Source organism: Peribacillus sp. NPDC060253, from assembly GCF_042727425.1.
GTDB lineage: Bacteria > Bacillota > Bacilli > Bacillales > DSM-1321 > Peribacillus.
Genome location: NZ_JBHXAS010000042.1, coordinates 26,177 through 38,448 on the forward strand (window position 1 = coordinate 26,177; position 12,272 = coordinate 38,448).

Annotated in this window: 15 protein-coding genes; 9 read left to right on the forward strand and 6 right to left on the reverse strand. The window is 39.7% G+C overall.

The features are described from left to right. The first annotated feature begins 4 nt into the window (after window positions 1-4). Window positions 5-1,210 carry a tryptophan synthase subunit beta gene (trpB, locus tag ACFWE9_RS13020; RefSeq protein ID WP_230157498.1) on the forward strand — a complete coding sequence of 402 codons (1,206 nt, stop codon included), beginning with the start codon at window positions 5-7 and terminating at the stop codon, window positions 1,208-1,210. Then, window positions 1,203-1,982, forward strand: coding sequence for a tryptophan synthase subunit alpha (gene trpA, locus ACFWE9_RS13025; protein ID WP_377357093.1), 780 nt, complete (start codon window positions 1,203-1,205; stop codon window positions 1,980-1,982). Before trpB ends, trpA begins: the two co-directional genes overlap by 8 nt. 726 nt (window positions 1,983-2,708) lie before the next feature. Here the strand turns inward: trpA and ACFWE9_RS13030 are convergent. Beyond that, on the reverse strand, window positions 2,709-3,329 hold the full coding sequence (locus ACFWE9_RS13030; RefSeq protein WP_377357095.1) for a YktB family protein: 621 nt from the start codon (window positions 3,327-3,329) through the stop codon (window positions 2,709-2,711). A gap of 200 nt (window positions 3,330-3,529) precedes the next feature. Here ACFWE9_RS13030 and ACFWE9_RS13035 point away from each other — a divergent pair, with 200 nt between their 5' ends. Together ACFWE9_RS13035 and ACFWE9_RS13040 are read left to right on the forward strand one after the other, a co-directional pair. Next, window positions 3,530-3,727 carry a hypothetical protein gene (locus ACFWE9_RS13035; protein WP_034314018.1) on the forward strand — a complete coding sequence of 66 codons (198 nt, stop codon included), beginning with the start codon at window positions 3,530-3,532 and terminating at the stop codon, window positions 3,725-3,727. Between the two features lie 411 nt (window positions 3,728-4,138). Next, window positions 4,139-4,942, forward strand: a complete 804-nt coding sequence (locus tag ACFWE9_RS13040) for an inositol monophosphatase family protein (RefSeq protein ID WP_230157495.1) — start codon at window positions 4,139-4,141, stop codon at window positions 4,940-4,942. Between the two features lie 139 nt (window positions 4,943-5,081). On the opposite strand, the gene ACFWE9_RS13045 is transcribed toward ACFWE9_RS13040, so the two are convergent. After that, complete coding sequence (locus tag ACFWE9_RS13045) at window positions 5,082-5,264, reverse strand: YlaF family protein (protein WP_230157494.1); 183 nt, start codon at window positions 5,262-5,264, stop codon at window positions 5,082-5,084. Window positions 5,265-5,388: 124 nt separating this feature from the next. On the opposite strand from ACFWE9_RS13045, the gene typA reads away from it, so the two are divergent. The 3 genes from typA to ACFWE9_RS13060 are packed head-to-tail and all read left to right on the forward strand — an operon-like array spanning window position 5,389 to window position 7,856. Continuing rightward, window positions 5,389-7,236 carry a translational GTPase TypA gene (typA, locus tag ACFWE9_RS13050; RefSeq protein WP_230157492.1) on the forward strand — a complete coding sequence of 616 codons (1,848 nt, stop codon included), beginning with the start codon at window positions 5,389-5,391 and terminating at the stop codon, window positions 7,234-7,236. A gap of 22 nt (window positions 7,237-7,258) precedes the next feature. Continuing rightward, complete coding sequence (locus ACFWE9_RS13055) at window positions 7,259-7,567, forward strand: YlaH-like family protein (RefSeq protein WP_377357098.1); 309 nt, start codon at window positions 7,259-7,261, stop codon at window positions 7,565-7,567. Window positions 7,568-7,571: 4 nt separating this feature from the next. Further along, complete coding sequence (locus ACFWE9_RS13060) at window positions 7,572-7,856, forward strand: hypothetical protein (protein ID WP_230157865.1); 285 nt, start codon at window positions 7,572-7,574, stop codon at window positions 7,854-7,856. 36 nt (window positions 7,857-7,892) lie between these two features. Here ACFWE9_RS13060 and ACFWE9_RS13065 read toward each other — a convergent pair whose 3' ends face one another. From ACFWE9_RS13065 to ACFWE9_RS13075, 3 genes are all read right to left on the reverse strand, one after another. After that, window positions 7,893-8,372, reverse strand: coding sequence for a hypothetical protein (locus tag ACFWE9_RS13065; RefSeq protein ID WP_377357100.1), 480 nt, complete (start codon window positions 8,370-8,372; stop codon window positions 7,893-7,895). Beyond that, complete coding sequence (locus tag ACFWE9_RS13070) at window positions 8,308-8,508, reverse strand: YlaI family protein (protein ID WP_230157486.1); 201 nt, start codon at window positions 8,506-8,508, stop codon at window positions 8,308-8,310. The genes ACFWE9_RS13065 and ACFWE9_RS13070 overlap by 65 nt, the downstream gene beginning before the upstream one ends. 159 nt (window positions 8,509-8,667) lie before the next feature. Continuing rightward, the gene (locus ACFWE9_RS13075) at window positions 8,668-9,267 is read right to left on the reverse strand and encodes a YhcN/YlaJ family sporulation lipoprotein (protein WP_230157484.1); all 600 of its coding nucleotides are present in this window, start codon (window positions 9,265-9,267) and stop codon (window positions 8,668-8,670) included. Window positions 9,268-9,531: 264 nt separating this feature from the next. Here ACFWE9_RS13075 and ACFWE9_RS13080 point away from each other — a divergent pair, with 264 nt between their 5' ends. After that, the gene (locus ACFWE9_RS13080; protein ID WP_230157482.1) at window positions 9,532-10,863 is read left to right on the forward strand and encodes a PhoH family protein; all 1,332 of its coding nucleotides are present in this window, start codon (window positions 9,532-9,534) and stop codon (window positions 10,861-10,863) included. Window positions 10,864-10,929: 66 nt separating this feature from the next. On the opposite strand, the gene ACFWE9_RS13085 is transcribed toward ACFWE9_RS13080, so the two are convergent. Further along, complete coding sequence (locus ACFWE9_RS13085; protein WP_230157480.1) at window positions 10,930-11,433, reverse strand: peptidyl-prolyl cis-trans isomerase; 504 nt, start codon at window positions 11,431-11,433, stop codon at window positions 10,930-10,932. A gap of 222 nt (window positions 11,434-11,655) precedes the next feature. Here ACFWE9_RS13085 and ACFWE9_RS13090 point away from each other — a divergent pair, with 222 nt between their 5' ends. After that, the gene (locus tag ACFWE9_RS13090; protein ID WP_034313996.1) at window positions 11,656-11,937 is read left to right on the forward strand and encodes an Fpa/YlaN family protein; all 282 of its coding nucleotides are present in this window, start codon (window positions 11,656-11,658) and stop codon (window positions 11,935-11,937) included. Window positions 11,938-12,272: the final 335 nt, after the last annotated feature.

Here is a 12,272-nt window from a genome sequence, read left to right on the forward strand (position 1 = left end):
ATTGATGAGTACTTATACACAGCCTGACAAAACTGGACATTTTGGAGCATATGGAGGCCGTTTTGTTCCGGAAACTTTAATGGCGGCGATTACGGAGCTAGAAGAAGTGTATGATCAATCTAAAAAAGATCCGGAATTCCAAGAGCAGCTGAGTTATTACCTGAAACAATATATTGGTCGGGAGACACCTCTTTATTTTGCTGAGAACCTAACGAAACTAGCTGGTGGTGCCGATATTTATCTGAAGCGTGAGGACTTGAATCATACAGGAGCCCACAAAATCAATAATACGATCGGTCAGGCTTTGCTGACTCAGAAAATGGGCAAGAAAAAGGTGATTGCCGAAACGGGTGCAGGACAGCATGGAGTAGCTACCGCAACAGTGTGTGCTTTGCTGAAGTTGGAATGCATCATTTTTATGGGTGAGGAAGATATCAGGAGACAGAAATTGAATGTGTTCCGGATGGAGCTTTTGGGAGCAAAGGTCATATCAGTATCACAAGGAAGCGGGACATTAAAGGATGCAGTAAATGAGGCGTTACGATATTGGGTAGCTAATGTGGATGACACTCATTATATAATGGGATCCGTTCTTGGGCCGCATCCATTCCCAGTCATTGTACGGGATTTTCAAAGCGTGATAGGCAAAGAAACAAAGCGGCAGTATACCGAGGCGGTCCATTCCCTTCCGGATGCAGTAGTCGCATGCATAGGAGGGGGAAGCAATGCAATGGGGATGTTTTATCCCTTCATTGAGGATGAAACGGTTAAATTATATGGAGTGGAAGCGGCAGGTCATGGATTGGATACACATTTGCATGCTTCAAGTTTGACAAAGGGCAAACCTGGGGTGCTTCATGGGGCATTCATGTATGTATTGCAGAATGAAGATGGACAGATCCAGGAAGCACATTCAATTTCAGCTGGGTTGGACTATCCAGGGGTCGGACCTGAACATAGTTACTTAAAAGATACCAATCGGGTGGAATATACTTCAGTTACCGATGATGAAGCATTGGAAGCTTTAGTGATGCTCTCAAGGGAGGAAGGGATCATCCCTGCATTGGAAAGTTCACATGCCATTTCCTACGGTTTAAAACTTGCCAAAGAAATGGGAAAAGGAACTGGGTTGGTGATTTGCCTATCTGGCCGGGGAGATAAGGATGTAGAAACGGTCCAATCATTAATAGGGGGTAGCGAGCATGAATAAATTAACAAAAGCGCTTGAAGACTGTCAGACTAATCAGGAAAAAGCATTCATTCCTTATATCATGGCAGGTGATGGAGGTCTTGACAGGTTAAAAAGCCAGCTTCTTTTCCTGGAAAAGAACGGGGCAACAGCTGTTGAACTAGGTATACCATTCTCTGACCCTGTTGCTGATGGACCGGTTATCCAACAGGCTGGCATCCGTTCTTTAAAGAATGGTACAACTTTAAAGGATGTCCTGAAAAAAGTGATGGAAATCAAAAATGATGTAAACATTCCAATCATTTTGATGGGTTATTCAAATTCTATCATGGCCTATGGTCTTAAAGAGTTTACGGAAGATTGTCTACAAGCTGGAATTTCCGGGTGCATCATCCCCGATTTACCGATTGAAGAAGAAGCGATCTTTTCATCGATAAAAACTGCTGGAATCTTGCTTATCCGACTTGTGACACTCACGTCTTCCCAAGAGCGTATCACAGAGATTACAGCAGGGGCAGAGGGCTTTATCTACGCAGTTACAGTCAAAGGCATTACTGGTACCCGTGACGTGTTTGGAGGAGAACTCGGAGGCTATCTAAAGAAGGTAAAAGACCTAAGTCCCGTTCCCGTTCTTGCTGGGTTTGGCATTTCGACGCCAGACCATGTCCGTGATGCGATACAATCCTGTGATGGTGTCATAGTCGGCAGCAAGATCATTGAATGCTTTGAAACAGGGAAAGAAAATCAAATCAGTGAATTGATCCAAGCTAGTAAAGGTTTAGTGCGAAAATAAGAAAAGGGGAGCCACGGAGGCTCCCCTTTCAGTTTGTAGACAAAAAGGTTTTGGAATGGTCTTTGGAGACGATCTTGATTGGATCGCATTTCTTTTTGAACTATTTTCTTTTCAAATTTCCTCTTATCCGCATTAGATTTCATATGTGAGGATTCAACGAAAATGTGGTCTTAACTTATTAGCTTTTTCTCCGTAGCAGTCTTTAATATGCGATAGAAAATCTGTTCAATACAAGTCAGTATCTTAATGCGTTCCTCATAGTTTTCCCGAACGTAGAGAAGTTCTATCTGACGGTTAAAACTAAGTTGATTGGAACGGAAGGTGCGAGACTCCTGCGGGAATATGCTTCCAAGGGAGACCCGCAAAGCGCCAAGGAGGCTCCCGGACCGCTCGCGGAAAGCGAGTGCCTGGAGGGGAAATCAACGATCGAATTCAAGACAGTATCTAAACTTCAAAACAAAGTTGATCGGAACGGAAGGTACGAAACTCCTTCGGGAAAGGCGCCGAGGGCGGACCGCCTGTGGAAAGCGAGTGTCTGGAGGGAAAGTTTAAATCGTAAAATCTATAAAAAAACTGCAGACAAACTCAATTTTTATCGAGTTTGCATGCAGTCTGAAGGGGAGCCATGGAGGCTCCCCTTTACTTAACCAGTTTTAAGGATGAAATGAATCATCATCCCGTAATTCTTGTCCCGTAATTCTTGTCGAATGCGAATGGATAATGTGTTTAAGTTAATTTATATAAGGGTAAAAGATGTTCAAACGCATCTTGAATGGTTTTAATGAAATCATCATCATTTAACTGAATGGCATCATCACGGGAAATTTGTATACCACAAAGGATTTCTGCTTTCTTAACAGTTTGCAAACGATGGAACATTGCATTCAAATCCTCGACACCAAGAGACTCATGAGGGATGACTTCAGGTTTTGTATGATCCATTGACCAAACATAATGGGAGGGAATGCTTTTTACTAAACGGTCCGCCTGTTGTTCCAGACTCTTTCCGATTTCCATTTTATTAGGAGACTCATAAATGACAGCGTACCAAATGAACATATGCGTTTCCCACAACCCAATTTGAAAATGCGGCATCATTTTGTAGCCTCGGCTGTTTGCAGCGAAAGCGACCCATGTATCCTTAGGAGGATTCACTGTCCTTCGAGCATGCTTTGCAACATGGGGGAACATTTCATCCCCCGTCATTACCGACAGCCGTTGTGAAAAGTGCTCTCCGAGAGCTTGCAATTTAGGTTGGATACGTTCTTTTAAAGCATCCATACGTGGTTCCAATCCATCAATTTTAAAAACGTTAAAATCATCAGCTGTAAAACTTGCTATATTCATTATCATCTCTCCTACCGTAATATCTGCACATATTGTAGCATAAGTAAAAATAAAATTTAAAAAATACGATTTGGATTGGCGCAGCAAAATTCCTTATAGGTTACAACACAAATTAGTTGCTATTTGTGTAAGGAAGACATATGATAAAATATAAATAAATTCAGAAAATTACGTTAATTGATGAAGGGAGAATGTTAATTATGAAACAAGTCATGAACCAAGCATTAAAGGCTAAAGAAGTTGAAAGACATAGAGCTGCAGTGTTAAGAATGGAAATGGACTATGAATTAGCAACCCTTTTTGAAGCAATTGGTGAAGAGAATGACCAAAAGAGGTCACAATGCAAGCAAAGGCTTGAGCGCATTAGGTTGGAATTATTGAAACTGAAAGCCTTGTAAAATGTCTGGCTGCAGAGATCGTGAAGGAGAATGACTGAAAGAAATGAATCAATTTCAATACAAAGAATTTCATTATAGATGAACGGACACTTATTTTATAAAAAATAATGTGTCCGTTTTTCATTAAATGTCCAATATATATAAGATGGTCTTATTATCAAACATCATCGTGTTTCATCCTAATAATAAGGAAGGGGGACGTCCGAGAAGTGGCAATGGTTGAAAGGTGTGTATGTCGACTTTCCCTTAAAGGGGTAAATGGCTAGGTAATATTACCTTCATTAATCAATAGGTTTTTAAAAATGGAAAATTTAAGATGTTAAAAACTTGAAGACAAGTTATATTTGCTTTAATCTTTATAAGAGGATCATTTTTTATGCAGTTTCTGATCATAAAGGACGGGGATATATAATGGCATCGGTTAAGGAAATGGATACATATGCAAAATTATGGATGAAAGAAGCGGGATCGAGGCTAAGGGCGTCATTTACAACCATATTGAATATTGAAATGAAATCGAATCCTAATGATTTGGTTACAAATATGGATAAGGGAATAGAGAAGTTTTTTTGCGATAAAATTGGCGAAGTCTTTCCTGAACACCGGATTTTTGGGGAAGAGGGAATGGGCCATGATATTAAAGAGCTAAAAGGAACGGTATGGATCATCGATCCGATTGATGGAACATTGAACTTCATTCATCAACAGCGGAATTTTGCCATTTCTCTTGGTGTTTATGAGGATGGTGTCGGGAAAATTGGCATGGTCTATGATGTTGTTAGTGATGAATTATATCATGTGATTAAGGGGCAGGGGGCCTACATGAATGATCAAAGGCTCCCTTCTCTTGAAGAGGCGTCTGTTAGTAAATCCATCATTTCCATAAATGCAAGCTGGGTAACGGAAAACCGAAGGATTGACCCAAGTCTGCTAGCACCACTTGTCCGTGATGCACGAGGGACACGTTCATATGGCTCGGCAGCATTGGAGCTCGCATTCGTGGCAGCTGGCAGGATTGATGCGTATATAACCATGAGGCTCAAGCCTTGGGACTTTGCCGGAGGAGTTCTGCTTGTTGAGGAAGTGGGCGGGGAAGTAAGTAATATTAAAGGCAACAAATTGGATTTTCTAGAAGGTGACTCCCTTTTCGTTTCTAAACCGGGGCTGCACAAGGAAGTGTTCGACAAATACTTATCAGGTACTTCCGGACCTTAATACCCTTGCCTACGTTCTTGGGGCAAGAAGGACAGAATAGATAAGCATACCTAGACCAATTTCTTGTAAATGTGGAATAAAATACTCATTTTGAAATAATTAACAAAAAAACTCGCTGCCGGACAGCGAGTTTTTTATATTAAAGCTTTCCTGCTTCGCGTAATTTCTTCTTTTGAGTGAAACCAAATCCCATAATTCCGCAAAGTACAACGATTGCAGCTAATATTCCAAGTAAGCTTTTTTCAGCAATGAAGATGCCAATGGAGCCAATACTGCATGCTGCCAATATCGCTAATATTAAGAAATTCCATTTAATATTCATTAATATCACCCCTAATATATCTATTGTACATAATTTCTGTATTTGTTTCTAGTATGTTTGTGATATAATATGTAAGTTAATACTAGTGATACGTTATACACAAACTTTTTTAGGAGTGAATTTTTTGAAATTAAGAGAAAATATTCGTAATATAGCCATCATTGCCCACGTTGACCATGGTAAAACAACGTTAGTGGATCAGTTGCTTAAGCAATCTGGTACTTTCCGTGAGAATGAACATGTGGAAGAACGTGCGATGGATTCTAATGCGATTGAAAAAGAACGCGGAATTACGATTCTTGCGAAAAATACAGCAGTTCAATATCAAGATACAAGAATTAACATTTTGGATACACCTGGTCATGCCGACTTTGGTGGCGAAGTGGAACGGATCATGAAAATGGTTGATGGTGTTCTTCTTGTTGTTGATGCATATGAAGGATGTATGCCGCAAACTCGTTTCGTGTTGAAAAAAGCATTGGAGCAAAAGATCACGCCAATCGTTGTCGTGAACAAAATCGATAAAGATTCTGCACGTCCTGATGAAGTAGTCGACGAAGTAATTGATTTATTCATCGAACTAGGAGCTGAAGAAGAGCAGTTGGACTTCCCTGTTGTCTTCACTTCAGGTATTGCTGGTACTGCAAGCTTGGATTCAGATCCTGCTAAACAAGAAAAAGACATGACCCCACTATTCGAAACAATCGTCGAAACGATCCCTGCTCCAATTGATAACTCAGATGAACCACTTCAATTCCAAGTGGCTTTACTTGACTACAATGATTATGTAGGACGTATTGGTGTTGGCCGTGTATTCCGCGGTAAAATGCATGTAGGTCAACAAGTTTCATTAATGAAACTTGATGGATCGGTCAAGCAATTCCGTGTAACGAAAATCTTTGGTTATATTGGCCTTAAGAAAGTTGAAATCCAAGAAGCTGTTGCCGGTGATTTAATTGCCGTTTCTGGTATGGAAGATATTAACGTAGGGGAAACGGTTTGTCCGATTGAAAATCCTGATGCCCTTCCAATTCTACGTATCGATGAGCCGACATTACAAATGACTTTCCTTGTAAATAACAGCCCATTCGCAGGCCGTGAAGGTAAATTCGTCACAGCTCGTAAAATTGAAGAGCGTTTGAAAAACCAATTGCAAACGGATGTCAGCTTAAGAGTCGAAAATACTGATTCTCCGGATGTCTGGATTGTTTCAGGTCGTGGGGAGCTTCACCTTTCCATCCTGATCGAAAACATGAGACGTGAAGGTTATGAACTGCAAGTTTCTAAACCGGAAGTTATCGTTCGTTTGATTGACGGTGTCCGTTGTGAGCCGGTTGAACGTGTACAAATCGACGTACCTGAGGAGCACACTGGTTCGATCATGGAATCAATGGGAGCGCGTAAAGGTGAATTGTTGGATATGATCAATAGCGGAAGCGGTCAAGTTCGTTTATTGTTCACGATCCCAGCTCGCGGACTTATTGGCTATTCAACTGAGTTCTTAACGATTACACGTGGATATGGTATCATGAACCATTCATTTGACAGCTACCAACCAATGGCCCAAGGTCAAGTCGGTGGAAGACGTCAAGGTGTTCTTGTATCCATGGAATCAGGAAAAACTACACAATATGGTATTATGCAAGTAGAAGACCGCGGTGTTATTTTCATTGAGCCAGGTATTGATATTTATGAAGGCATGATCGTCGGGGAACATAACCGTGATAGCGATTTGACTGTTAATATCGTTAAAGCAAAACAAATGACAAATATGCGTTCAGCAAATAAAGACCAAACTTCTTCCATGAAAAAACCAAGAATCATGTCCCTTGAAGAAGCGCTAGAATATTTGAACGATGATGAGTACTGTGAAGTGACTCCGGATTCCATCCGTCTTCGTAAAAAAATTCTTGATAAAAACGAGCGTGAAAGAGCAGCTAAAAGAAAAAAAGTGGCTGTTGAAGAAAAATAAGTAGCAAGAGGAGGAGAAAAGAGTGGATATCCAAGAGCGATTATCATTTTTTGCAGCATTGTACAAAGTGGATGAAAATCCTGAAGCGGGAATGTGGTATTTGTATTTGACGATCTTTGGATTATGCATCCTTGTCTATCAGTTAGGTTTTGCCAAAAAGTTACCTTTGCTAAAAAATGTGGTCATTTATGCGGTAATGGCACTTGGATGTACCCTTCTTTCTTTCTTTGCGGTGTTTCTTCCTATGGGGGAAGCATTAGTCATCGCTTCACTTGTTCTTGGGATCTATAGATTCCGTCTTCATAATTCGAGAAAAGAAGAACAGGCTTAAGATGATGAAATCATTACAGGATGCTTTATACAATTGGTTGACGATCAAAGTTGTCTGTGATGCAAGACCTGATGATACAGCTGCGCGTGATACAGAAGAGTTTTTCATGCAGATGTTGAAAGACGATCATCAAGTAACCATTGATTCGATTTCAAAAACAGAACCTTTTTATTTCGTTGAGTATCTATTGGGAGATGAAATGAAAAAGCAGCGTTTTCCGATTGAATTGATTGATATCATGTTAGATCAAATTGAGCTAGAGCCAGATAAGTATAAAAATGTCGAGTAATGATAAAAAGAACCGTGCGAAATCGCACGGTTCTTTTTATATTGCCTTAGGGAGGAAGAGTGCGTAAATAACGTGTAAGATTGACCATAATAAGAAAGCTGTCAAATCAGAAGGAAGGACAACTTCTGACTTTGACAGCGCGGATAATGGAAAGTAAAGCATGATGGCAGGAATAATCGTGAAAACAGCAAGTGCGTATTTGTTCCATCCCCTGAAAATTTCCCGAGGAATTAGGAAAAATACGTAAATAAAAGTAATGGCCAGTGAGAAGAGAAGATGGAAAAAGAACAAGGTCGCCTCACTCCAAGAAACAGACCCGAATACTGGAAGGAAATCGACATTCAATAAAAGCGTATACACTTGTTTTCCAGAAAACATTTCTACCCACTTCATTATCAATCCAAGCATGATTCCATTGATGAGACCAATTAGGCAAGCTTTATAAAATGTTTTACCATTCATCTTCATTTTTGATTGTGCGGTAGAGACGGAAGTTTCCAGTTGCAATCCGTTCATTCGTACGATCTTCTATGCGTTGATTGCACGTATTGCACATATAGGTATGTATAGGACGGTTACGAAGTTTCTTCGCCTCTGGGCTATCGTCAGGGATGGATTCAATTTGATCGCATATTACACATTTAACCTTCATATTATTTGAACCTCACTTCAATTTGAATATGCTTTTAAGTATACCAATATTTTTATGGTAAAACGAGGATAAAGTGAAAACTACATTTGCTCGATTAACGTTATTCGGTTTATGGCGGATATGGAAAAAACCCGAAGATTCACTTCGGGTTAGGAACATTCATTCTTTATGGTGATTGGATTGATCATTTTGCTCTTTATCAAGCAGGTTTCTTTCCTTATTATCATCGAGTTTATTCTTTTCATCATCAATTGCTTTTGATGGCGTCGGGGTCAAAATATCACCTGGAACCTCAGGAATGACCCGACTTGTGATGTCAGCCAGTTCATTTAGTATCCCTCTTACCGGTTTACCGTCTTTAATATCCTTGGCGACCTCCCTGATCCGTTCATTTAAATCCGGATCAGCGACAATCATGGCATTTGCACCGTTGGGATCGTGTTTTAAAGCTTCTCCAACGGAGTATTTAATCGTTCCCACCTGTGAACGCTCAATATCTTGGTCAATATCTATTCCGACTATGGCGTATTTGCCTAGTACAACTGCGGTGGCATCGTTCACCTCGGGAATGGATTTGGCTAGTCCAGTAAGTCTTGTTGCTGTCTGCTGCCCTGTATTTCTGTCGGCTTCCTTAATGGTCGAGTTATTGACTTTCGTTATATTGTTTTTAGCATTATCTTCAGCCACTTCATTTTTATTATTCATTGAGCAACCTGTCATCAACAGAATAGCAGTTAGTGACAATATAATTTTTTGCAATGTACAACCTCCTTAATGTCTCATTAGTTACAGCCTGTCCACACCAACTAAGTCTGATGCATATAAGTCTGAAATGCCGTTAAACATGGTGTGATTCATGTTAAATATAGATTTCTTTTCTGGAAGTTTTCTTTATAGTCTGTAAATGTTCTTCTATCTTTATTCAAAGGAACATATATTTTATCAACAGTCTCGTCCGCTACATAACTGCTGAGTGTAGTAAATGGTAAGGCATATCCTAAAGAGCAGGCAGGAGGCGTCATATTGGGGAAAAAAATATATGTTTTAGATACGAATGTCCTTTTGCAGGATCCGTATTCAATTTATTCATTCGAAGATAATGAAGTGGTCATTCCGGCAGTTGTACTAGAAGAATTGGATTCAAAAAAAAGATATATGGATGAAATCGGAAGAAACGCCCGACAAGTATCAAAATTGATCGATGGCTTTCGTGAAAAAGGGAAACTTCATCAAAGCATTCCGCTTCATAATGGTGGCAGTATAAGAATCGAACTCAATCACCGGTCATTTCATAAGCTTCAGGAAATTTTTGTGGAGAAAACGAATGATAACCGGATATTGGCAGTTGCGAAAAATCTATCTTTGGAAGAAGAGACTAAGGAAGATGGAAAGACGGTCATTTTGGTTAGCAAAGACACTCTTGTCAGAGTGAAAGCTGACGCAATCGGTCTTGAGGCAGAGGACTTTTTAAATGATCGTGTCGTCGAAATGGATCATATATACGGTGGACATAAAGAGGTATTTGTTTCGATTGATAATTTGAATAAGTTTTACGAAAAAAGTTTTCTGGCACTTGAAGAACTGACAAAAGATTCTTATTATCCAAATCAGTTCCTGTTGATGAAGGACACGCTTGGCAGTTCTGCTTCTGCGATTGGGATAGTGGATGAGAATTGCAGGTTCGTTAAGAAATTGTTGTATGAAGGGGAACATATTTGGGGGATCAAGCCTAGAAACGTCCAGCAGACGATGGCCCTTGATTTGTTGCTCCGTTCGGATATTCAGCTTGTGACGCTTATTGGGAAGGCAGGTACAGGTAAGACATTATTGGCATTGGCTACAGGATTAATGCAAACAGAGGATTTGTCTCAATATAAGAAACTTCTGGTTGCAAGGCCCATTGTGCCGGTCGGTAAAGATATTGGTTACCTGCCAGGGGAAAAAGAAGAAAAATTAAGACCTTGGATGCAGCCCATTTTTGATAATCTGCAATATTTGTTCAATACGAAAAAACCGGGGGAATTGGACGCGATTTTAGCAGGCATGAGTTCAATTGAAGTGGAAGCCCTGACCTATATCAGGGGAAGGAGCATCCCGGATCAGTTCATCATCATCGATGAAGCGCAGAATTTAACAAAACATGAGGTAAAGACCATCTTGACGAGAGTCGGGGAGCGAAGCAAAATTGTATTAATGGGAGATCCGGAGCAAATAGATCATCCTTATTTGGATGAATACAATAATGGCTTGACATATGTGGTGGAAAAATTCAAGACCGAGCGTATTGCCGGCCATGTTAAATTGATAAAAGGGGAAAGGTCGGGATTAGCGCAACTCGCCGCTACGCTTTTATAAGGCAAGCGGCAAGGGGAACCCCCTTGCCGCTTGCATTAGTGCTTTATGATCATCATGGGTTCATTCTTATTTAACAGTGAAAGACCTTACATTTTTAATTGGATCATTGATGTTGGAAGCATCTCCGAAATAAATTTCCATAGGCCCACCTTCGTCTATTTTAAGTGGTTTTCCATCTTTGGAAAATCCAAGGAAGAATTTAAGTGCCACTTCCAATGAAAATGTAATCTCTTTATCATCGGTTGTAACAATGACTTCCGTTACCCCATTTTCAGGTTCTGCATTTTTTAAAAAAGGTTCAAAAGGGATGCCAAAAGTCCCTTCCATTAATCTTTGCTTCTCGAACTTTCGCTCCGTTTTTATTGTAGGGGGCATGATTGCGCCCTCTTGTATTTCCTTTTGCCAATGTTTGGAGGCGGCAATCGTATACTCCTCCAATTCATTGACCTGGACTTTTTCTGCATGGAAATATGTATCAATTTCAACTTTACGGTCATCAAAAATCCAGACTCCAGGATCTAGTGTAATTGGATATTTCACTTTTCCATTAATAAACACGATCGGTTCCAAATATCTCATTCCTTTCTGTTGCTCTGTAATAATTATAATCAATATTAATTGAATTGTCACATCATCACGACGGGTGAATAAATTTCCATGGCGGGCTAATCTAGCGGTAAGGTGATTGTGCTACCTCAATGGGAAATTGTTTGTCAATGTCCTTGCTTTTTCACAAAACTAAAGGTAGAATTTAAAGATAAGATTTAATCGCTCTGAGCGGGGGGATTTAACATGGCATCTGATATGCTTGTCAATCATCGAGAAAAAGCTTATGCTTTATTAAAAGCAGATGCTGACAAGATTCTAAAACTGATAAAAGTTCAAATGGAGAATCTCACTATGCCTCAATGTCCTTTATACGAAGAGGTACTTGATACGCAAATGTTCGGCCTATCACGAGAAATTGATTTTGCCGTACGTTTAGGTTTGGTAGAGGAAACCGAGGGTAAATCCCTTTTGGAAACTCTCGAACAGGAATTGTCAGTTTTGCATGAAGCATCATTAAAAAAATAATAGATAAAACATACTAACTCAAACAAATCTCGATGATTGTTTGAGTTTTTTATTTGTGTACAATATTAGATAAAAAGGTTATACTATATCCAATAGTGTTATACTAATTGAACGCGCAATAGAAGCTAAATGGAGCTTTTTTAAATAATTGAATGTTCAAAGCTAAAATTATAGGGGTCTCCGACACTTCCATCTATTTAAAACTTTGGTATTTTAATGGGAATTTAATTATCCGATAGGATACCATTGCTGAACTAGACGGGGGAATTCCTTGTGTTTGTATATGAATATACGTAATTTTTTATTTTTTTATTGTATTCAGTTTATTTTAGTAT

Coding starts and splice junctions, on each gene's coding strand:
- trpB (WP_230157498.1), top strand. CDS start 5: ATGAGTACTTATACACAGCCTGACAAAACTGGACATTTTGGAGCATAT.
- trpA (WP_377357093.1), top strand. CDS start 1,203: ATGAATAAATTAACAAAAGCGCTTGAAGACTGTCAGACTAATCAGGAA.
- ACFWE9_RS13030 (WP_377357095.1), bottom strand. CDS start 3,329: ATGAATATAGCAAGTTTTACAGCTGATGATTTTAACGTTTTTAAAATT.
- ACFWE9_RS13035 (WP_034314018.1), top strand. CDS start 3,530: ATGAAACAAGTCATGAACCAAGCATTAAAGGCTAAAGAAGTTGAAAGA.
- ACFWE9_RS13040 (WP_230157495.1), top strand. CDS start 4,139: ATGGCATCGGTTAAGGAAATGGATACATATGCAAAATTATGGATGAAA.
- ACFWE9_RS13045 (WP_230157494.1), bottom strand. CDS start 5,264: ATGAATATTAAATGGAATTTCTTAATATTAGCGATATTGGCAGCATGC.
- ACFWE9_RS13060 (WP_230157865.1), top strand. CDS start 7,572: ATGAAATCATTACAGGATGCTTTATACAATTGGTTGACGATCAAAGTT.
- ACFWE9_RS13065 (WP_377357100.1), bottom strand. CDS start 8,372: ATGAACGGATTGCAACTGGAAACTTCCGTCTCTACCGCACAATCAAAA.
- ACFWE9_RS13070 (WP_230157486.1), bottom strand. CDS start 8,508: ATGAAGGTTAAATGTGTAATATGCGATCAAATTGAATCCATCCCTGAC.
- ACFWE9_RS13090 (WP_034313996.1), top strand. CDS start 11,656: ATGGCATCTGATATGCTTGTCAATCATCGAGAAAAAGCTTATGCTTTA.